The sequence below is a fragment of the Pseudomonas sp. TAE6080 genome (assembly GCF_018732265.1).
GTDB lineage: Bacteria > Pseudomonadota > Gammaproteobacteria > Pseudomonadales > Pseudomonadaceae > Aquipseudomonas > Aquipseudomonas brenneri.
On the sequence record NZ_JAHIDY010000028.1, the window covers coordinates 41,229 to 64,698 of the forward strand.

Here is a 23,470-nt window from a genome sequence, read left to right on the forward strand (position 1 = left end):
GAAAATACACATGGGCTTTCGACTCCCCAACGGCGCGACCCTGCAAATCGCTTCGACCTACGGCCCGGCGATCCCGGTAACCGCGCTGAGCAACGCCAACCCGGCGGTGGCCACTTCTGCGGCCCACGGCCTGAGTGATGGCGACATCATCGCAGTGACCTCCGGCTGGACTCGCCTTAATGACCGTGCCGCGCGCGTGGCTGCCAGCCTGACCGGCACCTTCGCCCTGGAAAACGTCAACACCACCAACCTTCAACCATACCCGGCTGGCTCTGGCGCGGGTTCGGTGCGCGAGGTAACCGGTTTCGTTGAGATCTCGCAGATCACCGACGTGGCTACCATCGGCGGCGACCAGCAGTTCCTGACCTTCGGCTTCCTGGCTGACGATGACGACCGCCAGATTCCGACCACCAAGAACCCGATCAGCATGTCGTTCACCGTAGCTGATGACCCGTCGCTACCGTACGTGCCAGTGGTTGAAACCGCCGACGAGGACAAAGTAACCCGTGTACTGCGCCTGAACCTGCCGAACGGCGACAGCATCCTGTACAACGCCTACGTGATCATTACGTCGACCCCAGCGCTGTCTCGTAACAACCTGATGACCCGTGTCATCACGCTGTCCCTGGCTGGCCGTCCAACCCGTTACTCGGCCGTGGTGGTGTAACCCATGGCCAAGATCAAGATCGCGCCAAACCCAACGTTCAAGGCCAAAGTGCAGATCCCTCGTGTGGGCGGTGAAGCTGTGGCTGTGGACTTCGAATTCAAGTACCTGGACCGCATTGCGCTGTCGGCACTGTTCGACCGCTGGAACACTGCGCGCGATGCGCACGCCACCAAGGTGCAAGACGAGGGCATGTCCTGGCAGGACGCCACTTCCTCGGAGATCGCGCTGCAGGTCGAACAGCTCAAGGACATTGTCAGCGGCTGGGGCTTCGACGAGAAGCTGTCGGACGAAGCCATGACTGCGCTGGTCACCACCTGCGTAGGTGCGCCTCAGGCAGTGCTGGCCGCCTATCAGGCCGCCTACCAGCCGGCCCGCCTGGGAAACTGACCGGCGTCGCCCGCATCCTGTACGAGCAAGGGCCGTCAGAGGCTGACCTGGCGGCCTTCGGCATGACCAAGGCCGACATCCCCGATGAAGAGTACGAGGTCTGGCCAGATAACTGGCCGGCCTTCCTGCTGTTCGAGGCGATGTCCACGCAGTGGCGTGTGGGTATGGGCGGCGCCGTGGGCCTGGACTACAACGCACTCAAGCCGGTGGCCAGCATGATCGGCCTCAAGCGCGCTGAGTTGGCGATGGCTTTCCCTGATCTGCGGATGATGGAGGCCGAAGCACTGCTGGTGATGAGCGAGAGCAAGTGATCAGTGCGCCGAATGGTTATTGGGCGCGCCCCGTGGATGGTGGTAGATTGCCGCTATCTACAGGGAGCTGATGATGAAGCGATTGATGCTGGTGGGGATGATTGGCGCGCTGTTGTCTGCGTGCGGTAATGGCGACATAAATGGCGCCAGAGAAGAGGTTAAGCGCAACCTCAATGATTCGGCATCGGCTGAGTTCAGGGGCGAGAAGGTTTATCGACTTCCAGACAATACGGTTGTATGTGGAGAAGTAAACGCCAAGAACAGCTATGGAGGATATGCCGGTTTCTCCAAGTATGTCGTCGAAGGCGTAGGGACAAGGCCTGTGGCGAAGTTCGGCGAAAACATGCAGACAGACATCAACATTACCTGTCAGTTTGCAGAAACGAATTCAAAGCTAAAGCAGTAGTTCAAGTGAACCCAATGGCCCGCCACTGAGCGGGCTTTTTTGTGCCTGGAGAAAAGTATGACGTCGATTGCTGAGCTCGGCATAAAGGTCGATTCGACGGATGCTGCGCAGGCAAGCACCGATCTAGACAAGCTTACTGCCGCCGGGGCGCGCGCAGAAAAGGCAGCCGATGGTGTGGCTCGTGGCGCTGACAAGGCTACAGCCTCGATCAAGAAGCAGAAGGATGAGTTGAGCGACCTGCTTGGCGAGATCGACCCGACCGTCAAGGCTCTGGGTCGCCTTGACGAGCTCGAAACCAAGCTTGCGAAGCAGAAGAAGCTCGGCGCACTTGACGCCTCTACCTTCAGTGAGTACCAGGCCAAGATCGATCAGACGCGGTCTAACATTGGGCGTTTCGACGACTCGCTGACCCGTACCGGCAACACTGCCAAGCAAACAGCCGCTGCGCTACGTGGTGTGCCTGCGCAATTCACGGACATTGCGGTGTCGCTTCAAGCTGGACAAGCCCCGTTGACTGTTCTGCTCCAGCAGGGCGGACAACTTAAGGATATGTTCGGTGGTGTCGGTCCGGCAGCTAAGGCGTTGGGCGGATATGTGCTCGGCCTTGTCAATCCTTTCACCGTCGCAGCAGCTGCAGTAGCAGCTCTCGGCCTGGCTTACTACAAGGGTAGCCAGGAGGCTGACGAGTACAACAAATCGCTGATCCTGACAGGCAACTATGCCGGGACAACGGCTGATGGTCTTGCATCCCTGGCAAAGCAGGTCAGCTCAACGGTTGGCACGACCGGAGCAGCGTCGACGGTTCTTGCTCAACTGGCAGGCAGCGGCAACATCGCAGCCTACAGCTTCGAGGAGATCACCAAGGCCGCCCTAACTATGGAAGAGGCCACAGGCAAGGCCGTAGGAGAAACTGTTGCTCAGTTCGCCTCGATCGCCAAGGAGCCTGTCGCCGCGTCGATCAAGCTCAACGAGCAGTATCATTACCTTACCGCCTCGGTCTACGAGCAGATTGTTGCGCTGGAGAAGCAGGGCGAGCAGGCCGCCTCTGTGAGGTTAGCGACCGATGCGTTCGCCGATGCCATCCAGTCGCGCGGTGATCAGATCACTCAACGCCTGGGCACCATAGAAAAAGCCTGGAGCAACGTGGCCAAGGCTGCCAAATGGGCTTGGGATTCGGCGCTTGATATTGGTCGAGAAGCCACCTACGAGGAAAAGCTGGCTGATCTGGATAAGCAGGCCCAGAACGCTGCGCGCCTTGGCGCAGGACCTCGGGGTGGTGGCGGTAGGAGCGCGGCTCAAATCGAGTCCGACAGAACCTCGTTGATGCTTGAGGAGCAGGAGCGCCGCAACCGCGCCCAAGCCAAGCAGCAGGATCAGCAGCGCCAGGAAGCAGCCGTAAGTGGCATGCAGCTCATTGCTCGCGAAGCTGATTCGGCGCAGACCCAGGTCCAGAAGCTTGAGAAAAAGCTTATTGACCTGGACAAAGCACGGCAGAAGAACATCGCCAACAATACGTACTCGCCTGACCTTCAAAAGCAGTACGAGAGCGCTGTTGCTGGCGTCAACAAACAGATCGTTGATGCTAATAAAAAGGCCGCCGGTCCGGCCGGTGCGTTAAACCTGACCGAGTTCAACGACTCGAAGAACCAGCTTTCGCTGATCCTCGGCGAGTACAAGAACGCCAAGAAGGAACTGGAGGCGGCTCAAAAGGCCGGCCTGGTCACCCAGGAAGACTACCTGCTCAAGAGCCAGGCCCTGATCGGCAACGAGCGAGATCAGGTGACGGCAGCCTACGAGGCGGAGATCACCGCGCTTGAGGTCGCCAAGGGCAAGAAGACCACGTCGGCCGCGCAAAGCATCCAGCTGGACCAGAAGATCGCTGACGCGCGCGCTGGGATGGTCAAAGCGCAGAAGGATGCCGATAGCCAACTCGAAGTGCTGGCCACCAACGAGGCCGGGCGCCTTGCCAAGCAGGAGCGCGCGATCAGCACCTACATCCAGGCGCTGGGGCAGCAGCAGCGGGCACTTGAATTGGCTGGCCAGCGCGCAGTCCTCGGCGTGGGCCAGGGTGATCGCCAAAACGCGCTCAGCGGCGAACTGAACAGCCAGCAAGACCGGTTTGCTCAGCAGTCCCTGGAGTTGGCCAACCAGAAGTCCGACCCGTCGCGGAACATGTCGGAGGAAGAGTTCAAGCGTAAATCCCAGGCGCTCGCCGATGCGAACAAGAAGGCGACCGACCAGATCCGGCAAAACTACGCGGATGTGGAGGCCGCTCAGGGCGATTGGACGAAGGGCGCTACATCGGCCTGGGCCAACTACCTGGATTCGGCGCAAAACATCGCAGGGCAGACCAAGAGCCTGTTCGGCAACGCCTTCAGCTCCATGGAGGATTCGCTGGTCAACTTCGCCGTTACAGGCAAAGCGTCGTTCGCGGACTTCACCAAGTCGATCTTGGCGGACATGGCGCGCATTGCGACACGTCAGGCCAGTTCCGCTTTGCTGGGCAGCCTGGTGGGGGCGGCGGCGAGTTACTTCGGCGGCAGTGCCGCTGGCGGCAACGGACTGGCGGCCGGATCTGCTGGCGCTGCATCTTCCAACCTTGGCGCTTCAGCGGGGGGCTACTCCGGCAGCTACTTCCCGCAAGCCATGGGCGGCGCCTGGTCGGGCGGCGTGCAGATGTTCGCCGACGGCGGCGCGTTCACCAACTCCATCGTCAGCAAGCCAACCTCGTTTGGCATGGCGAACGGCAACATGGGTATCGCTGGTGAGGCCGGTCCGGAGGCGATCATGCCGCTGACCCGAACGTCCAGCGGCAAGCTCGGCGTTATGGCCATGGGCGGTGGCGGGGCGGGTGCAACTCAGATCAACGTCGAGGTTAACATCGATGGTGACGGTAACGCGTCGTCCTCTTCTGACGACCCTGGCTACGACCTGTTCGGCAAAGAGCTGGCAACGTTCGTCGAGCAGAAGTACCAGGAGCTACGGACGAAGGACATGCGCCAAGGCGGCGTCATCAACAAAGCAATCAAGGGGCGCTGATGGCCATCGAACGATTCATCTGGGAGACAGAGAAGGGCGCGGAAGGGGACGTTACCCAGCGCGTCCGCACCAAGCAGTTCGGGGATGGATACGAGCAGTCGGTCGAGGACGGCCTCAACAACCAGTCGCAGGCCTGGCCGCTCGTCTTCACTGGCGCCAAGCCTCGGGTGATGTTGATCAAGGCGTTCCTTGATCGGCACAAGGGCGCCAAGGGCTTCCTATGGGAGCCGCCATTGGGCGAGCTTGGCCTCTACAAGTGCAACGGCTACAAGCCGGTTCACCGCGGTGGCCAGGTCTACGCCATCACCGCCACCTTCAAGCAAACCTTTCATCCCTGAGGCCCATCCATGGCACTGATCACGGACATCCAGAAACTGGAGCCCGGCGGCGAGATTCGCCTGTTTGAAATTGACGGGACTGAGTACGGCGCGGATTACCTGCGCTTCCACGGGCACGCCATTCCGCACACGCCAGAAGAGTTGCTGGCCTACGAGCATTCGGAAGAGGATCTGCCGGCGAAGTCGATCTGGTGGCAGGGCGAGGAGTACGCGGCCTGGCCGGTACAGATTGAGGGGATTTCCTCGAGTAGCGACGGCACAGCCTCACGGCCGACATTCGCCGCCGGCAACGTGAACGGGCGAGTCACGGCGTTGTGCCTGGCCTTCGAGGACATGCTCAAGTTCAAGCTTACGGTTCGCGAGACCCTGGCCCAGTACCTGGACGCGGCAAACTTTCCTGAAGGCAACCCAACTGCCGATCCGACCCAGGAGGCGCTGGAGATCTGGTACATCGACCAGAAAACCAGCGAGGACGGTGAGGCGGTGGTCTGGGAGCTGTCTTCGCCAGGCGAGATCGACAACCACGGGCTGCCTGGTCGACAGATGACGACGTTTTGCCACTGGAGTATGACAAACGGCTACCGCGGGCCGGACTGTGGCTACACCGGTGCGGCCATGTTCGATGACGAGGACAACCCCACGGATGACCCAGCCAAGGACCAATGCAAGGGATGCCTGTCCTCATGCAAGCTCAGATTTGGCGAGAACGAAGAATTGGGATTCGGGGGATTTCCCGCAGTGAGCCTCGTGTCCAGATCGTAGTACAATGACCGCGTGGCTAGGGCATGCAACCCGAAAAGTCGGCACCTAACCGACCTGCCACTCCTATCCAGTTAGGTTTCATACTGTAGGGGTGTGGGAAATGGCAGGCAAAAAAACTGATTTGCTCGGGCGAGTATTTGGCCGTCTGACTGTGGTGTCTGAGGCTGAGTCGAAAGGCCGGAAGGCGCAGTGGGTTTGTCAATGCTCGTGCGGGGTTCTTAAGGTCGTTGGCGCTGACGCCATGACGAGAGGCGCAACGCTATCTTGCGGATGCCTCAAAAAAGAGCGAGCTACTACTCACGGCTTGTTTGGGCATGAGCTCTATCAAACCTGGGCAAATATCCGAGACAGATGTGAAAACAGTCAGTGCAAGGATTTCGCCAATTATGGCGGCAGAGGGATAAAGGTTTGCGAGGAATGGCGCGACTTCCCTAAATTTTTAGCCGATATGGGGGAGCGGCCAGCTGGGCACTCCATTGAAAGGCTGGATGGAAGCCTTGGTTACGACCCTGACAATTGCATTTGGGCCACAACCACGACCCAAAATCGCAACAAACGAACAAACCTCACCATACGATCAGGCGGGCAAGAGATGTGCGCGAGTAGATGGGCAGAGAAAACCGGCCTGGCTCAGCATGTGATTTGCGGAAGGATCGCGATTGGATGGTCAGAGGCAGACGCGGTAAACAAACCCGTCCGAAAATACATCAAAAAATCCGCATAACAAGGGGCGCTTCGGCGCCCTTTTCAATGGGCGCGAGTATGCAAAAAAGACTAATTAAGGCGTTCAGTACCCACGCTGCCGATGCGTATCCTGGTGAGGCTTGCGGGCTGGTAATCCAGCAGGGCAATTCGAAAAAATACATTCGCTGCACCAACTCATCGGCTGACCGAACGGAGCAGTTCAGAATCCCTCCCGAGGAGTATGCGGCTGCCGAGGACCTAGGCGAGATAGTCGGCGTATTTCACAGTCATCCAGACGCGACGAGTAGGCCCTCTCCAGCAGATCTGGCGATGTGCTGCGCGTCTGGCTTGCCTTGGTGGATACTAAGCTGGCCCGAAGGCGACCTTAGGGAAATCCTCCCTGAGCCGAACACCCCGCTGCTCAAGCGCCCGTTCGTGCACGGCGCCTGGGACTGCTGGCAGGTCTGCGCTGACTGGTACAAGCGTGAGTGGGGGCTGGAGTTCGAAGCCTTCCAGCGTGCCGATGGCTGGTGGGAGAGTGCGGAGAACGCCAGCCTGTACGAGGCGAACTACGAGGGCGCCGGTTTTGTACGTGTAGACCGGCCACAGCGAGGGGATCTGATCGTTATGCAGGTCGGGCGCACGGTTCACCCGAACCACGCCGGGATCTACCTGGGCACTGACCCAGCGCTACCAGGCGAAGAGTCGGGCACCTTCGGCCCCGGGCCTTTCATGCTTCACCACATGTACGGTAGGCCGTCCGAGATTTTGGTGTTCGGCGGACCATGGGCACTGCGCACCAGATACATATTGCGCCATGAAAAGGCTGTATAATTATCCAGGTGGCTAGACTGGCCAGTCGAAAAGCACTTACCTCCGTGCCTGCCACGCTTCCATACGGGGGGGGGTCGAATAGAGGTGTTCGATATGCCAGCAAAACTTGATTTGTCCGGTCATAGATTTGGCCGGCTGGTGGTAACAACAGAGGCGGCACGTACTGGCGCGTCTAGCAAGTGGTCTTGTGTATGCGATTGTGGTGGCGTGGTCGATGTGATCACCCCCAGCCTTAGGAATGGCAACACATCCTCATGCGGATGTATCAAACGCGAGATGTTGGCCGCAAGAAACGCTGATGCCGCGCCACACAAGGTCAAGAAAAACCCCCTGTACAAGACTTGGTCGTCCATGAAGGCTAGGTGTCTAAATCCTGCTGACGTCGAATATTCAAACTACGGCGGTCGCGGAATTCGGTTTTGCGATAGATGGTCTGACTTTTTGAATTTTATTGAGGATATGGGTGAGCGGCCGGCTGGAACTACGCTTGATCGCCGAGATGTTGATGGCGACTACTGCAAGGATAATTGTCGCTGGGCTACACCGCTTGAGCAGGCAAGAAATAAGCGCACAAACAGAGTGATGACACACCTTGGAGAATCGCTCTGTATCTCCGAATGGGCAGAGCGCACGGGCATCAACAAAACGACGCTTCTGGACAGAGTTAATGCTGGGTGGTCGCCACAAGAAGCGCTGATGGTTGCGCCAGGCGCGAAAAGAGCCTGATTATTCGCTGCCATGATGCAGGGTGATACAGTCTCTACTTTCAGGACGAGGATCGATCATGCGAATTTTGATAGCGGCGGTAGCGGTGGCGATGCTGGCGGGGTGCTCGACATCTCAAGTATCGGCGGACAAGGCCAAACCTGTACCGGCTGATAGGGTTTTGGCATTCTCGAAAAAGCCATCAGGACCGCACGGTACGGTTATCGTCACGCGAGATACGGGATTTGTAGGTGGTGCGTGCTACGTAGGGGTATTGGTCGATGGTAAGTTTTCAGCGCGCATCGATACTGGAGAGGTGGTTCGCTTGTACGTGCCTGCCGGAGAGCACCTGATTGGGCTGTCTGGCGATGAGCGCAGTGGAGGAACGTGCGGCTGGTGCAGCTTGAGAAAGGAACAATCAACAATTGTTCAGGACGGAAGCGTTAAAAAATTCAGGATAGGCGGCGACACCCAAGTCGGCCTCGATATCAGGCCAACATCCATGTGATCGCTAGATCAGGCATGCAGACCACCTTCGGGTGGTTTTTTATTATCTGGAGAAAAGTAATGGCCGCACTCGCTATCGAATATCAGCCTATGACGACAATCTTATTGTATGGGCAACTCCGCCAGTTCGGGCGTTCTTTCCGAATTTCCGTCAGGTCGCCCGCCGAAGCAATTAAAGCTCTTTGTGTCCAGATTCCTGGTTTTGAGCGATTCATCTCAAATGCAAAATCGAGAGGCATCGAGTTCGCTATATTTCGCGGAAGCAAGAATCTCGAAGAAAAAGAGCTTAGCTACGGCGGAACTGGAGATATTCGTATTGCTCCGGTTATCTGCGGGAGTAAGCGTGGTGGCGTGCTTCAAACAGTCGTGGGTGTTGTTTTGCTAGCGGTAGGGGCGGTATTGACTTATGCCTCTGGCGGTACTGCCACACCGTTTACTTCTGGAATGATGATGATGGGCGCTTCTCTTGCGCTGGGCGGCGTGATCCAGATGCTCAGCCCCCAGGCCGGCGGCCTCAAGACCAGCGCCGCGCCAGAGAACACCCCCGGCTACGCCTTCGGCAGCGCCAAGAACACCACTGCATCTGGTAACCCGGTACCGCTCTGCTACGGAAAACGGCGAGTGGGCGGCGCGATCATCAGTGCTGCCATTTATGCGGAGGATCAGATGTGATTGGGTTAAAAATAAGTCACTTGCGGAGCGCCGTATGAATAAAAGCCAACGCTACATCTTGACGATCTGGGACCTGTTCAATGTCCGGGATGGCGCGATCTGCGGTGCGGACTCCGAGGTGGCTATCTTGGGTGACGGCCTGGAGATTGATCGAATGAAGTTCACTGGGAAGTACCAAGGCGAGGACGGATATCGGCGCGCCTACACTGGATTGCCAGGGCTCACTGCTGAGCTTGTGTCTGGCCCTGGGCGAATCCATTTCGCGGCGGAAGACCTTGAGGTTATTTCTGAGGCGTAGAGCCTCCTACGAAGTTGTCAGTTCCGAGTTTGTGAGATCCGTATTTAACTGAGTGTCCGGCGCCAAGTCGCTTTGCCTCAGCCTCTGCGGCTTCTTTGTTTGCGTAGATGTCGATAAAGCTCCACGGGGAGTCGCGCACAACTGCCCAGCCTAGGACGCTGCCAAGCACATCCGGGTCCTTTGGAAGGTTTTTAGCAAGACTTCGTATTGACATGACCGCTCCTTGGTTGTGAGAGGGCGTAACGCTACTACTCCGGCATCCAACGGTGCTACTGGAGTTTCATCCACGCTGTACAGATACCCATACCGTCCACGAGGCGGTTTTTTATTGCCTGGAGGAAAGCATGGGCGCAGCACGCAAAATCGACATCCACGGTGCCAAGGGCGGCGAAGAGAAACCAAAAACGCCAACGGAAGCCCCCGACAGCCTGCGCTCGGTCGCTATCGCCAAGATGCTGATCGCCATCGGGGAGGGTGAGTTCGAAGGCACGCCCACCGCGCGCGACATCTACCTCGACAACACCCCCCTGCAGGACCCCCAGGGCAACATGAACTTCCCGAACGTGAAGTGGGAGTGGCGCACCGGGGCGGTGGATCAGACCTATATCCAGGGCATCCCCTCGATCGAGAACGAAACCACCATCAGTACCGAACTGCGCAGCGGCACACCGTGGGTTCGGGCGATCACCAATACCCAGCTTTCGGCCGTGCGCGTGCGTTTTGCCTGGCCGGCGCTCCAGTCTGTTGATGCCAGCGGCAATATCAACGGTTACCGGATCGAGTACAAAGTTGAGCTGGCCACCGACGGCGGCGCCTACCAGCAGGTGCTTAGCGAATCGGTCGACGGCAAGACCACCAGCCTTTATGAGCGCACCCGCCGTATCGATTTGCCCAGGGCTACCACCGGCTGGCTGATGCGTATCACCCGGGTGACCATCAACCAGAACAACAACAAAATCTCCGACACGATGCAGATTGCCGGTTTCACCGAGGTGATCGACGCGAAGATCCGCTACCCGAACACCGCGCTGCTCTACATCGAGTTCTCCGCTGAGCAATTCCGCAGCATCCCGGCCGTCACGGTCGAGACGAAACTGAAGAAGATGCAGGTGCCGAGCAACTACGACCCGGTGTCGCGCACATACTCGGGCGTTTGGGATGGCACCTTCAAGCAAGCCTGGACCGACAACGCGGTCTGGATGACCTACGACATCACCACTGCCGACCGCTTCGGCCTCGGCCGTCGTATCAAGCCGTGGATGGTCGACAAGTGGGAGCTGTACCGGATCTCGCAGTACTGCGACCAGTTGGTGCCGGACGGTAAGGGTGGCCAGGAGCCTCGCTTCATCTGCAACCTGAATCTGCAAAGCAAGGCTGATGCCTGGTCGCTGCTGCGCGATATCTCGGCGATTTATCGGGGGATGACCTACTGGGCCCAGGGCCAGGTTTTCACCCTGTCGGATATGCCGCGCGCCACCGACTTCGACTTCGCCTACACCCGGGCGAATGTGATCGACGGCAAGTTCACCTACTCGAGCGCGTCGGAGCGAACCCGGTACACTCGCGCGCTGATCAGCTACGACAACCCGGCGAACAACTACGACACCGACGTCACTGCCGTTACTGATGCCAAGCTGCAGCGCCGCTACGGCGACAACCCGCTGGAGATCAGCGCCATCGGCTGCACCCGCGAGTCGGAGGCGCAGCGCCGCGGTAAGTGGGCGCTGCTCACCAACTCCAAGGACCGGGCCGTTACCTTCAAGGTCGGCCTCGACGGGCGCATCCCTCTGCCTGGCTACGTGATCCCGATCGCCGACGAACTCCTGGCCGGTCGGCCGGTGGGCGGGCGTATCTCGGCGGTGAATGGCAAGGTCATCACCCTGGATCGTGATACCCAGGCCAAGCCCGGTGACCGATTGATCCTCAACCTGCCTGACGGCAAGTGCGAGGGGCGTACCGTGCAACTGGTCAGCGGTCGGCAGGTCACCGTTACCGTTGCCTACTCCGTTGCGCCCGAACCCGAACTTGTGTGGGCGCTGGATGCCGACGACCTCGCCATCCCGCTGTACCGGGTGGTGAGCGTGGCCCGGCCGGAGCCTGGCGTGTTCGAGATCTCGGCTGTTCAGTACGACCCGAGCAAGTTCGCGCATATCGACACCGGCGCGCGCCTGGAAGAACGCCCAATCAGCGTTGTGCCGATCACCGTCGTTCAGGCGCCGGCAAGCGTCACACTGACGTCGAGCTACGCCGTGAACCAGGGCATCGCCATCAGCACCATGAACATCTCGTGGCCCGCCGTGGCCGGCGCGATCGCCTATGACGTGGAGTGGCGCAAGGACAGCGGCAACTGGATCAAGCTGCAGCGCACTGGTTCGACCAGTGTGGACGTTACGGGCATCTATTCGGGTGCCTATCTGGCCCGGGTGCGGTCTGTGAGCGCCTTCGAGATCTCTTCGATTTGGAAGAGCTCAAGCCTTACCAACTTGGAGGGGAAGGTCGGCCTGCCGCCGGCTGTGGCGTTCCTGACCACCACCAGCGAGCTGTTCGGCATCGGCATCAAGTGGGGTTTTCCACCAGGTGCAGAGGACACCCAGCGCACGGAGCTCTGGTATAGCGAGTCGCCCGATCTGGAGACCGCTAAGAAGCTCAGCGACTTCAGCTACCCGCAGGCCAAGCACGAAATGCACAGCCTGCTGGCAGGGGCGAGCCTGTTTTTCTGGGCGCGTCTGGTGGACCGTACCGGCAACGTCGGGCCGTTCTTCCCGGTCACGGGGGCGGTCAATGGCCAGGCCAGCTCGGACCAGACCGAGTACGACAAGTACTTTGCCGACAAGATCGGCAAGGGTGCGCTGTATCCAAGCCTGCGAGAAGAGATCGACCTGATTTCGGGGGATGGCGACGGATCGGTCAACGAACGATTGAAGGAGGCCAAGGCAGAACTGGAGGGGTTGCTGGGCCAGATTACCGGGGCGGAGCCGTACGATCCCACGAAACCCTACACAGCCGGCGCATTCACGCAAAAGGATGGGCACCTGTACCAGGCGACTGGCCCGGTACCGGCCGGCGAAGCGCCGCCAAACCCGCTGTACTGGAAGGACATCGGCACGATCCTGCAAACCACCGACGCGCTGGCCCAGCAGGTTCAACTGGTCACCAGCATGATCGAGGAGATTGAGGGCCAGGTGGTGGCCACCGCGACATCGGTTGAGGCACTGCGCTCGGCCGCCCGTGGTGATGATGGTGCGGGCGACCTGGCGGACGCGATGAAGGGCTGGCAATCGACGGCTGATCTCGGGATTGAGAAGCGCACGCGAGCTTCTGAAAGCGATGCAATGGCGCGGCAACTGACCACGCTCAACGCCAGGGTAGGGGCGAACCAGTCCGGGCTGACCGTGCTGGAGCAGGTGGTGGCCACCAACAAGCAGACGGCAGCCACCCAACTGACTCAGCTCAAAAGCGACCTGGAGCTGACCGAAGAGAAGGTAGCCGGCAATGCCCAGGCAATCACCGGCCTCGACACGAAGGTCACCAACCTCGACGGCAAGATCACATCTCAAGCGTCCAGCAATGAGGCGCTGCGGGCTTCGGTGCGCGGCGATGATGGTTCTGGCGATCTTGCCGGCGCGATCAAGGCTTGGGAGTCGACAGCCAGCTTTGAGGTTGAGAAGAAGGTCCAGGCTTCCGCTAACCAGGCGCTGGCCAGAACCTCGGAAACCTTGCAGTCGAGTATCGGCGAGACCAACGCCTCGGTTCAGCAAGTGAACGAGACGATTGTCGATCTCAACGGCAAGGTGTCCGCTCAGACGACGATCAAGGCTCAGACCATTGCCAACGGCAAGAAGGTTATGGCCGGTCTGGCGCTGGGCAGTGACGGGGAAACGTCGGAGATTCTGGCGTTTGCACAGCGCTTCGAGATTGTCGATGAGGTCAGTGGGCAGTTGATTACGCCGTTCGTTGTGAGCGGTGGCCAGGTGTTCATCAACCAGGCGGTGATCAACAAGGCATTCATCCAGGAGATCATCTTGGGCATGACGCTGCGATCTGAGGCTGTTGATTCCAAAGGTCGTCCACTGCTGGAGATCAACGTCAAGGCAGGCACATTCGTGCTGCGCGGCGAGAGTACTGGCGGCTCGATTCTTCTTAACAGCAACGGTCTCGCGGTTTACGACGGCAACGGTAAACGCCGAACCATGACCGGCAGACTCACAGCGCCAAGCTAACTAATTGGGAGGTATTACCGTGGAGTATGGCTTCTGGGTTTTCGATAAAAACGAAGTTCAAACTCTGGGTATGGAAGATTTCACTCTGCAAAAGTTAGCGGTAATGATAGTTCCTGCCGCGACTGGAGGGGGGAGGGGGTCTAACTATGAGTACATCCTTATGGATGTTCCTGGCTATGACCCCGCCACCTGCTTTGTCACGATCACCCCTAAAGTTTATGCACCATATGACCAGATTGGCCGCCCTGATACTTGGGGTGGACTGCCCACCTATACCGATTTGGGAGGGACACGGATTGCGATTTATACCCAGATCAATTACCGCGAGCCGGATGGTGGTGGCGGTGGCAAGAATCGGGAGATGTGGACACGCAATGTCGTAGAGAGTGTTGTGGAAGTGGTCAAGGTGAATTGATATGGATGACTATGGTTTCGTTGCCGAAAACGATTACGGATCAGTCAGTATCAGTAGCGTCTACAAAGTACTGGTGTTCTCTGAAAGGGGGCAGTTCAGGATTCAATCACGGTTCACGGATAAGCCCGGCAAAGGGCAGTTTAACTTTGCCAAACCCATCCTAACGGTGGAGCCGCCCCAGATTTTTTTGCGGACGATATCGGCGTCACACGACAACCTCGGTCTGTATATCTCAATCGAAGGATCGTCAGGCAACTGGACCGGGTTTCATGTCACGTCAGCAGTTCGGGGCGGCAGTGTATTGCAGGATTACTTAATGGAATTTGTGTCCTGCAAATACTCTGATCAGCAAAGTGATGCCGAATTCGGGATGGAAGTAAGAGATGGGCAGGAGCAAATAGTCTATGTCTCAAGTGATCGAGTTGTTCGCTTTGGGAAGTTCGCAAAAAAATGGACTGTCGCTAGAGGTACTTTCGTAGATACTTACTACAGCGATGTAGTGATTGATACAAGCGACTTCATATGTGTTTCAAGTATGGATCGCGGCATCATGTGGTTTGCAAATAACTCGCAGTATGCGGGAATCACCATTTTGGATGGTGGCGTTCCGGTGTTGCAGATCTTCAACCAGAAACAATATCTCGACCGGTTTTATTGGCAGGGCTCAGATGGCTTTTTTCTGGGCGTACCTGTCTGCAAGTTTCCGATAGAACGTTACTACAACTAAATTCAAGTGCCGATGTGGGCACTCAACTGGAGAAACCTATGTCTTCTTGGTTTTCAGAAGGGACTGTGAGCGTGCAGAACGGGAGCCCGACAGTAACGGGCGTCGGCACCAAGTTCTCGAACTGCCGTGCCGGGGATATGTTTGTCGGCCCTGATCAGGGCATCTATCAAGTGATCAACCCTGCAAGCGATACCTCGTTGTCGATCTCCCCGGCATACCGTGGGCCGGCCGTTGGCGGTGCCGGGTACGGGATTGTGCCCGTCAACGGATACCCCAAAGCCCTGGCCGACGCGGTGAACCAAATGGTTCATCAGTGGGGCGCCACGCTCGCGGGCTTGGGTGATGTGTCCACTCAGGATGTCGTGCCGGTGGCCATGGGCGGTACTGGTGGCAGAAACCAGGCTGAGGGCCGTGCAGGACTGGGGCTGGGTAGTGCTGCCGCTGTCAATATAGGCACTGATTCTGGAAACGCTATGCCTGTTGGGGCGTTTGGTTTGGGAACTCGCGAGAATAATGTAGCTGCAAGCATGAATAGGTGGAGCACTGGATTCTCCATAATCGCAGACCAAACTCAGTATCGGCCCGTTGGTTACGGCACACTTCTAGATATTGGATATCCCGGTGGCGATCTGGGTAGTCAGCTCTGGATGGGTGTGTCGCCTGGCGGAGTGATTGGTTTTCGCTCCGGCGGTTACTCTACTGCGACTTTCAACACCATCTATCACACGGGTAATACCGTGCGCGCTCAAGATGGCACACTCAAGGCGATCTAATCATGGCAAGAGCAGCAATCAATATCGTGGGCGCAACTGGCGCGATGCATGACCTGACATCGTTGGGCGGCTCACAGGTGGACAGCTACCGCAAGGATGTTGGCGTGTACTGCATTACTGGGTCGAAGGGCATGGTTCCCTTTCCTCCAATTGACCAGGGGTGGGGCTATTCCCTTCATCCTTCTGAAAACAAGGCCGATGTCACCATAAACTTTGATGCGGATCTACTCACAGTGACTGTGACCATGGATGGTGAGTCTTATGACTTGAAAACCATGATCACCCTTCACATTTTGGTTCCTGACCTTCCACCAATTGAAGTGCCGCCAGTTGTTGTCGACCCCGCCGAAAATGCTCAGGCAGAGATCACTCGTTTGCGTGCTGCCGCTGATTACGCAATTGCGCCACTTCAGGACGCCGTCGATATCGACGAAGGGACCGAGGCAGAGCTGGCGACCCTCAAGGCCTGGAAGAAATACCGCGTGGCCCTGAATCGCGTGCCTGATCAGGAAGGCTACCCGCTCGCCATTGATTGGCCCGCCGCGCCATAGCGCCGCGCCGTCGTCGACCACACCCGCCATCGAGCGGGTTTATTTTTGCCTGGAGAGAGCTATGCCAATCACCGAGCAGCAGTTGCTGCGGATTCTCCCGAACGCCGGCCGCCAAGCCGGCGTTTTTGTTCCTGTGCTGAACACAGCCATGAGTCGTTTTGCCATCGTGACCCCGCAGCGGATCACCGCCTTCATTGCCCAGGTCGGCCACGAGTCAGGCCAGTTGCGCTATGTGCGTGAGATCTGGGGCCCCACGGCGCAGCAGGCCGGATATGAAGGCCGTGCTGACCTGGGCAACACCGTTAAGGGGGATGGACCAAAGTATCGGGGCCGGGGGCTGATCCAGATCACAGGCCGGGCCAATTACGCGGCGTGCGGTGAGGCCTTGGGCCTGGACCTGATCAACCAGCCCGAGCTTTTGGAGCAGCCGCAGCACGCCGCAATGTCTGCGGCGTGGTTCTGGTCGACGAAAGGCCTGAACACCCTGGCAGACAAGGGGGAGTTCGTGAAAATCACCCGCCGGGTCAATGGCGGGGTCAATGGCCTTGAGGATCGCCAGCGGCTGTACGCCCAGGCGCAGAAGGTGCTCGCATGACTCCCGGGCAGATCTTGGCCGCAATCCTGGTGGCGATGGTGATCAGCGCCGGCGGCACTTGGCAGGTACAGGACTGGCGCACTGGCAAGACGCTGGCCGAGCAGGCCGGCCTGCACCAGGACGAGCTGGACAGGATCAGCGCGGTGGCCATCAAGCAAGTGCGCGACGAGCAGGACAGGCGCCTGGGCCTGGAGAAGACGCTGGCCACCTCCGATCAACAACACACCCGAGAACTTTCCGATGCTCAACGCAACCAGGCCCGCCTGCTTGACCGCCTTGCTACTACTGATTTGCGGCTGTCAGTCCTTCTCGACGCCACGGATTCAGCCAGTGGCTGCAACGTGCCTGCCGCCACCGGCGCCGTCGGCGTGGTTCATGCAGCCCGTCGAGCCCAACTTGACCCAGCGCATGCTCAACGAATTGTCGCCATCACCGATGCCGGCGACCAAGGATTGATCGCGCTGCGGGCATGCCAGGCGTATGTCAGGGCTGTGGCCCCCTCAATACTTTCAACTCCAGCAGCAGCCGCTGATTCTCCCTGAAGAGATGGTCGCGTTGATCGGTCACCAGGTCGACGCTTCGAAAGCTTCTCTTGTCAGTCTGGTCACTGCCCATCGCCGATATGCGCTCAAGGGCTTCCCTCAGTGCCGTCTCTGCCGACGCTTTTCCGGTGGCGAGCAGGTCATTCATCTGGACCAGGCCCGCAACGTTCGCCCGTGCCTTGCTCAGCAGGCGATAGGCGGTTGTGAGCTCGTCCTCGAGTAGCGCGCACTGGTGTTTGTACATATCCAGGGGCGTAGGGCACCCAAGCCACGTCGAGGTGTCTTCGTCGATGTTCATTGTGGGGCAATCCGAATGCTGTATGTGCATACAGTAATCGAGGTTTGCAGGTTGTGCGATGCGAGGCGACGAGCTGTAGGGGATTTTGGTTTGGTGTTCGGTCGGCAGGACGCCGGGGAAAGGATAATTGCGGAACAGCTTATAAAATTGCGGAACAGAAAAGATAAGGGCCTGCATGAAGTTCATCATGCAAGCCCTTGATATCTATGGTGCCCGAACCCGGAATCGAACCGGGACGCCCTTACGAGCGGGGGATTTTAAGTCCCATGCGTCTACCAGTTTCGCCATTCGGGCGGCAGCGCGATGAAGCAACTCAAGAAGCTTTGCCTGGCAAAGTGCTTGAGCGGTGCAGCAGGCTAGGGAATATATAGATCCAGGCACGTTGGTGCAAGTTTGCGAGCGGTCTTTTTCTGATTGGTTACGTGTGCCAGCGTAGAAAAAAATCCCACCATATCAGTGATCTACATTTGCCAAGGAGGAGCATGCGGTTCGGTGGCGCATCGCCGCACAGGCCTCGTGATCCATGATTGGAAAACCATGCACGGCCCGTATTTCTTACCTGCTGGCTGTCTATTTCACTTATTTGACGCTTGCAGGAATCCGATTCGCGATGATCACAGCAACCGTTATTGCCTTTTAGTCCTGCCTCCACGTGGTTATTTACTATGGTCCCTTATAGGAGTTCCAACCATGCAAGGAGGCAGTGAGGTGGTCCGGATAATAGTCGTTGGCGGTGGTCTTGGTGGGACCATGGTCGCCAATCAGTTAGTGGCAAAGCTGTATCCTGAAATCGTCAGGGCCAAGGTGAAAGTCAGCCTGCTCTCAAACTCGGCGGAGCACTTTTACAAGCCTGCCTTCATGTACGTGGCGTTTAACCAGTTCTTTGAAGAAGAACTCAAGCGTGCGCAGCGTTCTTTGTTGCGGCCGGAGATCGACTTTCAGGTCGATGAAGTGACCCGCTTCGATTTCCCCGGGCAGACTCTGCATACCCGCAGCGGCCAACGCCACGGCTATGATTACCTGGTGATCGCCACGGGCTGTGTACCCGCGCCGGAACGGATTGAAGGGCTGAAGGAGGCCGGGGATCATTTCTACCAATACGAGCCTGCACGACAGTTGGCCCAGCGTCTGGGCAGCATAAAACGCGGGCGGATTTTCATTACCGTCTCTTTCCCCCAAACCCCGAATGTTCCTCATCAATGTGGGATTGCCCCCGTTGAAACCACCCTGATGCTGGATGATTTTCTGCGTCGTCGCGGCGTTCGCGACAAGGTGGAGATCGTCTACACCTATCCCACGACGGCGCAGTTGATGCGCAACTGTTTGTTCTTGCAGCGACCTACAGGCGACATTCTGCCTGGCCTGTTTGAACAGCGTGGCATCCGCTTTCAGCGGGGTTTTACCCTCAACAAGGTCGATCCCGATCAACGCATTGCGTATTCCGCAGAGGGTGATGCCCAGCCGTTCGATATCTTGATGGCGACCCCGCCGATACGAGCGGTGGATGTCGTCATTGCCTCGGGTGTATCGCAAGCGCAAGGCAATGAGGGATGGCTACCCACTCATCACGAGACCCTGCAAGTCTACGGTCTGGAAAATGTGTATGTGATTGGCGATACCGTCGATTTGCCCGTCAGCAAAGCGGGAGGCGCTTGCCATAACCAGGCGCCGGTTATTGCAAACAATATTGCAGGGGAGATTCGCCATGGTTCTGCCGATGCCATCTATGACGGGCGTGTCCAGGCCGTGGCTCAAATGGGGCTGAACGCGGGTATGCCCCTCTGGTACGACTACACGCACGATGTATTGCCGACACCACCGAACAAGTTGGCAGGCTTGCTGCGAAATGGATTTAACCGCGGTCTTTACTGGGCTGTGGCTCGCGGAATGCTTTGACTCAATACAAAGGAAGGAGTCTTTGTCATGGACCCAATACCCTCTGACGGTGCCGAGGCGGTCGGTACGCCTGATCTGGCGATACACCAAATCGTGCAAAAGCTTCAACCTTTGCTCGATAACGGCCGGCTGGACAACCTGGTCGACCTGCTCTCAATTGCTTCTGACATCGTCGATCTGCTGGATTGCGCAATGGTGGAAAAGCTCGCAACGCTGTTTGAGCAAACCACCAGCGTGAGTTGGGAGCTGGGCAACGCAGTACGTATGGCCAAGTCGCAAACCCAGGCCCTGGAACATCCCGATAGCCTCTACGGCTTGCTGACCCTACTTCGCGAACCGGACACCCGGCGGGGCGTAGGTCTGATTCTGAGAACGCTGAACGTCATTGGACGACAACTGTGACACGACCTGGAGGTCCACCTCATGATCGCCGACTCCTCACTGGCACAAAATGCCAGTACCCAATGGGACCCCGCGTCCTACCTGAAGTTTGCCCGCCTGCGAGAACGTCCTGTTGTTGAGCTTCTTGAGCGCATCCACCTTGAGCGGCCGCACTGTATCTACGATCTGGGCTGTGGCACCGGTATTGCCACCCAGCTGTTGGCCAAGCGCTGGCCAGATGCAGAGCTGACCGGCATCGACAGTTCTGCCGAAATGCTTGCTGAAGCGAAATGCCTGCCAATCAAGGCCCTGTGGCAGCGCCGTGATCTACAAGGCTGGCACGCCGAACAACCTGCGGATCTGCTGCTGGCTGCTGCGGTGTTGCATTTTATTGATGGGCATCATGAGCTGTTACCCCGGCTGTTGCGACAGCTCAAACCCGGTGGCTGTTTTGCAGCCCATATGCCCAATTGGCGTGACGCGCACTGGTATTGCTTGATGCTCGATACCCTGGAAGATGCGGGGCCCGGCGGCGTGCCATTGGGTACTCTTCAATTGCGCCAGGCAATGTCGACTCGCCCGGTGTTATCGCTGGATTGCTACTACCGTTTACTGGCTCCTATGAGCCACGAACTGGATATCTGGGAGACTGAATATCTGCAAGTTGTCCAAGGCCAATCGCCGATTTTTGACTGGGTCAAGGTCTCGGCCCTGCGCCCTGTATTACTGGCTCTGAATGATCAAGACCGGGCGAGGTTTATCTATCACTACCTTGAGCGAGTGCGCCAAGTGTACCCGCCGGAACCAGATGGCCTCACATTGTTCCCGTTCAAACGGATCTTCATTGTGGCGCGGGTCTGACTGCGGGCTAACGACATGCCAATGGATGCGATCGCTTACTTAAGGGTATGGCATTATGCGATCATTGAGGTTTGGAACCATCGAATAGGGAAGTGGCATGCGCGTCATCACGGTGAGAACCAAAACGGAACTTGAATCTGCCAAGAATGCCGGGTACGAGCAGATCACGGTACAAGGTGAGCTTGCGAACAAGCTCAAATCGTCGAAGAAGATTGCGGTAGCGGGGACGATCACGATTGGACTGCTGACCGCGGCACTGGCGGCTGTGCCTTTTACCGGTGGGCTCTCCATGGCGGCGGCTGTGCCCATCGCCACCCTGACAGGGTTGGAGATCGCGGCCATTATTGCGGCTGCCACTTTGGGCCTGGGCCTGATCATTGCCTTATTCAAAGGGTATGAGGAAATCTCCTTTGAAGCCGGAAAAATGGTCCTGAAAAAGAAACAGTCATGAGCGCTTTTGTCGACGGGCCGCCGTATTTCTTCCGTTGCAAGAAGTGCGAGCATCGTTTCACCCGTGCAGTGCGGTTGGGGCTGTTGTGCCCCCAATGTCATTCGATACGGATTGAACGAGACAGGCTGATGAACAAGTAAACCGCCCGAGGCTTGAGCTGGCCCACTGTAGGAGCGAGCTTGCTCGCGAAAAACTTGAGAACGCCGCGCTTACCCTGTAAGCACGCATTATCGTTGACGTCCTTCGCGAGCAAGCTCGCTCCTACAGTGGCATTACGCGAAGGCTGGTCAGGTGTTTATCCGCGCAATCGCCGAATGATTTCCTCGTAACCAACCGCCCGCGACAGTCGTTGCAGCGCCTCAAGGCGACGTGCATAGGCCTGTGCATTACCGTAGGTCAGCTCTACATGCAGGCTGTCGATCATCACCAGGTAGGCCTCTGCCAGAACCTCGCTGGCCTGTTCGTCTATGCCTGGATAGGCTTTGAGCAACCCCTTCTGGAAATGGCTGCGGATCGTGGTCATGTAATCATCGAACCCGGACATGACAACGCCCCTCAGCGGCTCCGGCGGGTAAAATGCGGCCCTCAACAAGAACCGCAGGGATTCATTGGCGCTGTAGCGGCGTTGCAGGTTGTCTATATAGACCTCGCCGGGGGCCTTGACCGATCGTGAGGTTTTCGAAAATTGGCTTTGCACGTAGTCGCGCTCGGCCTGCAGTGCAAGTTCGAGTGCGACCACGTAGAGCGCGTCCTTGCTCGCAAAGTGTGCGTACAGCGAGGCCTTTTTGATGCCCGCGCGCACGGCGATATCGTTCAGCGAGGCGGCGTCGTAACCATGCTCGGCAAATTGATCCAGGGCCAGATACGCGATGCGTTCGGCGGCCGAGGTCAGGGTGTTGGATGTCATGGTGTTGCTCCTCAAATCAGTGCCCGGTCAGGTCAAAGGCTTGGCCTGCCCCCCGGGGAAGGCTGATCGTCGTCAGCAGGCAGGTCAGCAACGCGCTGGCCAACAGCAGTGTTGCCCAGGCCACTGGCCCCTGGGTCAGGGCCAATGCCGAGAGTGGCGTCGCACTGGCGGAGATCGACAGTTGGAACGCGCCCAGCAGTGCAGCGGTGGAGCCCAGCGCGCGCTTTTGCGAGGACATGACAAGCGACATCAACGTGGACTCGGCGATCCCCAAGCCAAACAACGCGACGGCCATGCCCGCCACTATACCGGGCAAGCCCAGTTGGGTCAGGGTGCAAATCACAGCGATTGCCGAGCCTGCGGCCATGCACGACACGCCGATCAGCGAGAGACGGCTCAAGCCAAATCGGCTGACCAGTTTCCCGGCGCTCATCGCCCCGATCAGGATGGCTACACCCGTGATGCCGAACAGCATGCCAAAGGCTTGTGGGCTCAAGCCGTAGGTCTGTTGATAGACCAGGGTCGCGCCGCCGATGTAGGCAAACAGAAAGAAGAACACCGCCGCCACGGCGAGGGTCGGGCGCAGAAAGTGCCGGTCCCTGGCAATGGTCAGGTACGTGCGACACGCAGCACCCAGACGCAAGGGTTCTCTGTGCCGAGAGGCCAGGGTCTCTGGCAACGACAGCCAACTGTTGCCAAGTACCGCCAGGCCAAAAGCGGCGAGCACCAACATCACGGCACGCCAGCCGTAGTGTGTATCGATCACCCCACCCAGTGCCGGGGCAAAGATCGGCGCCACCCCTTCGATGGTCATCAGCAATGCAAAGAGCTTGGTCGCGGCCACGCCTTCGCTGACATCGCGCACCATGCTCATGATCACCACCAGCGTCAGTGCGCTGCCAAGGCCCTGGACGAAGCGCAGGGCGATCAACGTCTCAAGTGTCGGTGCCCACGCCGCGCCCAGTGAACACAAGGTAAACAGCACAAGGCCAGCCAGCAGGGGGCGACGGCGGCCGTACGCGTCGACGATGGGCCCGAAGATCAACTGGCCTGCACCCATGGCCAGGAGGAAGAACGTCAGGGTCAACTGCACACTGGCGAAACTGCTCTGATACTCGCGGGCAATCTCGGGAAGGCTCGACAAGTACATATCGACCGCCGACGGGCCGAGGGCGCCGATCAGTCCCAGGCCAATAGCCAGCCTCAGGGGGACCCTGTAGGTGGGTTGCGAATTCATACAGTC

The 23,470-nt window shown here is 58.3% G+C and carries 27 protein-coding genes and 1 tRNA gene; 23 read left to right on the top strand and 5 right to left on the bottom strand.

Annotated elements, in window-relative coordinates; all coding sequences use genetic code 11:
• Positions 1-10 precede the first annotated feature (10 nt).
• From KL786_RS20105 to KL786_RS20160, 12 genes are all read left to right on the top strand, one after another.
• Positions 11-667 carry a phage tail protein gene (locus tag KL786_RS20105; RefSeq protein WP_215518730.1) on the top strand — a complete coding sequence of 219 codons (657 nt, stop codon included), beginning with the start codon at positions 11-13 and terminating at the stop codon, positions 665-667.
• Between the two features lie 3 nt (positions 668-670).
• Positions 671-1,054, top strand: coding sequence for a phage tail assembly chaperone (locus tag KL786_RS20110; protein WP_172315010.1), 384 nt, complete (start codon positions 671-673; stop codon positions 1,052-1,054).
• A 62-nt stretch (positions 1,055-1,116) separates the two neighbouring features.
• Complete coding sequence (locus KL786_RS20115; protein WP_215518731.1) at positions 1,117-1,365, top strand: DUF1799 domain-containing protein; 249 nt, start codon at positions 1,117-1,119, stop codon at positions 1,363-1,365.
• Between the two features lie 73 nt (positions 1,366-1,438).
• On the top strand, positions 1,439-1,771 hold the full coding sequence (locus KL786_RS20120) for a hypothetical protein (protein WP_215518732.1): 333 nt from the start codon (positions 1,439-1,441) through the stop codon (positions 1,769-1,771).
• A gap of 57 nt (positions 1,772-1,828) precedes the next feature.
• Entirely contained in the window at positions 1,829-4,810 is a 2,982-nt protein-coding gene (locus tag KL786_RS20125; protein ID WP_215518733.1) for a phage tail tape measure protein, read from the top strand.
• Entirely contained in the window at positions 4,810-5,148 is a 339-nt protein-coding gene (locus KL786_RS20130) for a phage tail protein (RefSeq protein WP_215518734.1), read from the top strand. Before KL786_RS20125 ends, KL786_RS20130 begins: the two co-directional genes overlap by 1 nt.
• A 9-nt stretch (positions 5,149-5,157) precedes the next feature.
• A complete protein-coding gene (locus KL786_RS20135; RefSeq protein ID WP_215518735.1) occupies positions 5,158-5,910 on the top strand; it encodes a phage minor tail protein L in 753 nt (250 codons plus the stop codon).
• 762 nt (positions 5,911-6,672) lie between these two features.
• Positions 6,673-7,428 carry a C40 family peptidase gene (locus KL786_RS20140; RefSeq protein WP_215518736.1) on the top strand — a complete coding sequence of 252 codons (756 nt, stop codon included), beginning with the start codon at positions 6,673-6,675 and terminating at the stop codon, positions 7,426-7,428.
• Between the two features lie 93 nt (positions 7,429-7,521).
• Entirely contained in the window at positions 7,522-8,154 is a 633-nt protein-coding gene (locus KL786_RS20145; RefSeq protein ID WP_215518737.1) for a hypothetical protein, read from the top strand.
• 58 nt (positions 8,155-8,212) lie between these two features.
• A complete protein-coding gene (locus KL786_RS20150; protein ID WP_215518738.1) occupies positions 8,213-8,641 on the top strand; it encodes a lipoprotein in 429 nt (142 codons plus the stop codon).
• A 59-nt stretch (positions 8,642-8,700) separates the two neighbouring features.
• Positions 8,701-9,312 (top strand): tail assembly protein, encoded by a 612-nt coding sequence (locus KL786_RS20155; protein WP_046489986.1) that lies wholly within the window; start codon positions 8,701-8,703, stop codon positions 9,310-9,312.
• 34 nt (positions 9,313-9,346) lie between these two features.
• Positions 9,347-9,610, top strand: coding sequence for a hypothetical protein (locus tag KL786_RS20160; protein ID WP_046489924.1), 264 nt, complete (start codon positions 9,347-9,349; stop codon positions 9,608-9,610).
• Here the strand turns inward: KL786_RS20160 and KL786_RS29640 are convergent.
• On the bottom strand, positions 9,594-9,824 hold the full coding sequence (locus KL786_RS29640; protein ID WP_082118890.1) for a hypothetical protein: 231 nt from the start codon (positions 9,822-9,824) through the stop codon (positions 9,594-9,596). The genes KL786_RS20160 and KL786_RS29640 overlap by 17 nt on opposite strands.
• 130 nt (positions 9,825-9,954) lie before the next feature.
• Here KL786_RS29640 and KL786_RS20165 point away from each other — a divergent pair, with 130 nt between their 5' ends.
• The 7 genes from KL786_RS20165 (at position 9,955) to KL786_RS20195 (ending at position 17,433) form a co-directional block, all read left to right on the top strand.
• On the top strand, positions 9,955-13,830 hold the full coding sequence (locus KL786_RS20165) for a TipJ family phage tail tip protein (RefSeq protein ID WP_215518739.1): 3,876 nt from the start codon (positions 9,955-9,957) through the stop codon (positions 13,828-13,830).
• 19 nt (positions 13,831-13,849) lie between these two features.
• On the top strand, positions 13,850-14,245 hold the full coding sequence (locus KL786_RS20170) for a hypothetical protein (RefSeq protein WP_235861144.1): 396 nt from the start codon (positions 13,850-13,852) through the stop codon (positions 14,243-14,245).
• A gap of 1 nt (position 14,246) precedes the next feature.
• A complete protein-coding gene (locus KL786_RS20175; RefSeq protein WP_215518740.1) occupies positions 14,247-14,972 on the top strand; it encodes a hypothetical protein in 726 nt (241 codons plus the stop codon).
• Positions 14,973-15,010: 38 nt separating this feature from the next.
• Complete coding sequence (locus tag KL786_RS20180; protein WP_215518741.1) at positions 15,011-15,745, top strand: hypothetical protein; 735 nt, start codon at positions 15,011-15,013, stop codon at positions 15,743-15,745.
• Positions 15,746-15,747: 2 nt separating this feature from the next.
• Positions 15,748-16,296, top strand: coding sequence for a tail fiber assembly protein (locus KL786_RS29895; RefSeq protein WP_215518742.1), 549 nt, complete (start codon positions 15,748-15,750; stop codon positions 16,294-16,296).
• A gap of 61 nt (positions 16,297-16,357) precedes the next feature.
• Positions 16,358-16,891: a glycoside hydrolase family 19 protein gene (locus KL786_RS20190; protein WP_215518743.1), complete on the top strand. Its 534-nt coding sequence runs from the start codon at positions 16,358-16,360 to the stop codon at positions 16,889-16,891.
• The gene (locus KL786_RS20195; protein ID WP_215518744.1) at positions 16,888-17,433 is read left to right on the top strand and encodes a lysis system i-spanin subunit Rz; all 546 of its coding nucleotides are present in this window, start codon (positions 16,888-16,890) and stop codon (positions 17,431-17,433) included. Before KL786_RS20190 ends, KL786_RS20195 begins: the two co-directional genes overlap by 4 nt.
• Here KL786_RS20195 and KL786_RS20200 read toward each other — a convergent pair.
• Together KL786_RS20200 and KL786_RS20205 are read right to left on the bottom strand one after the other, a co-directional pair.
• Positions 17,375-17,731, bottom strand: coding sequence for a hypothetical protein (locus KL786_RS20200; RefSeq protein WP_215518773.1), 357 nt, complete (start codon positions 17,729-17,731; stop codon positions 17,375-17,377). The genes KL786_RS20195 and KL786_RS20200 overlap by 59 nt on opposite strands.
• A gap of 207 nt (positions 17,732-17,938) precedes the next feature.
• Positions 17,939-18,025, bottom strand: a tRNA-Leu gene (locus KL786_RS20205).
• A gap of 414 nt (positions 18,026-18,439) precedes the next feature.
• Between KL786_RS20205 and KL786_RS20210 the strand changes: the two genes are divergently transcribed.
• The 4 genes from KL786_RS20210 to KL786_RS20225 all read left to right on the top strand — a co-directional run bounded on the left by KL786_RS20210 (position 18,440) and on the right by KL786_RS20225 (position 21,320).
• Entirely contained in the window at positions 18,440-19,627 is a 1,188-nt protein-coding gene (locus tag KL786_RS20210; protein ID WP_215518774.1) for an NAD(P)/FAD-dependent oxidoreductase, read from the top strand.
• A 27-nt stretch (positions 19,628-19,654) separates the two neighbouring features.
• On the top strand, positions 19,655-20,029 hold the full coding sequence (locus KL786_RS20215; protein ID WP_215518745.1) for a DUF1641 domain-containing protein: 375 nt from the start codon (positions 19,655-19,657) through the stop codon (positions 20,027-20,029).
• A gap of 21 nt (positions 20,030-20,050) precedes the next feature.
• Positions 20,051-20,869: a methyltransferase domain-containing protein gene (locus tag KL786_RS20220; RefSeq protein ID WP_215518746.1), complete on the top strand. Its 819-nt coding sequence runs from the start codon at positions 20,051-20,053 to the stop codon at positions 20,867-20,869.
• Between the two features lie 97 nt (positions 20,870-20,966).
• Positions 20,967-21,320, top strand: a complete 354-nt coding sequence (locus tag KL786_RS20225) for a PM1101 family membrane protein (protein ID WP_215518747.1) — start codon at positions 20,967-20,969, stop codon at positions 21,318-21,320.
• 295 nt (positions 21,321-21,615) lie between these two features.
• On the opposite strand, the gene KL786_RS20230 is transcribed toward KL786_RS20225, so the two are convergent.
• Together KL786_RS20230 and KL786_RS20235 are read right to left on the bottom strand one after the other, a co-directional pair.
• Positions 21,616-22,227, bottom strand: a complete 612-nt coding sequence (locus KL786_RS20230; protein ID WP_215518748.1) for a TetR/AcrR family transcriptional regulator — start codon at positions 22,225-22,227, stop codon at positions 21,616-21,618.
• Positions 22,228-22,243: 16 nt separating this feature from the next.
• Positions 22,244-23,464, bottom strand: a complete 1,221-nt coding sequence (locus KL786_RS20235) for a multidrug effflux MFS transporter (RefSeq protein ID WP_215518749.1) — start codon at positions 23,462-23,464, stop codon at positions 22,244-22,246.
• Positions 23,465-23,470: the final 6 nt, after the last annotated feature.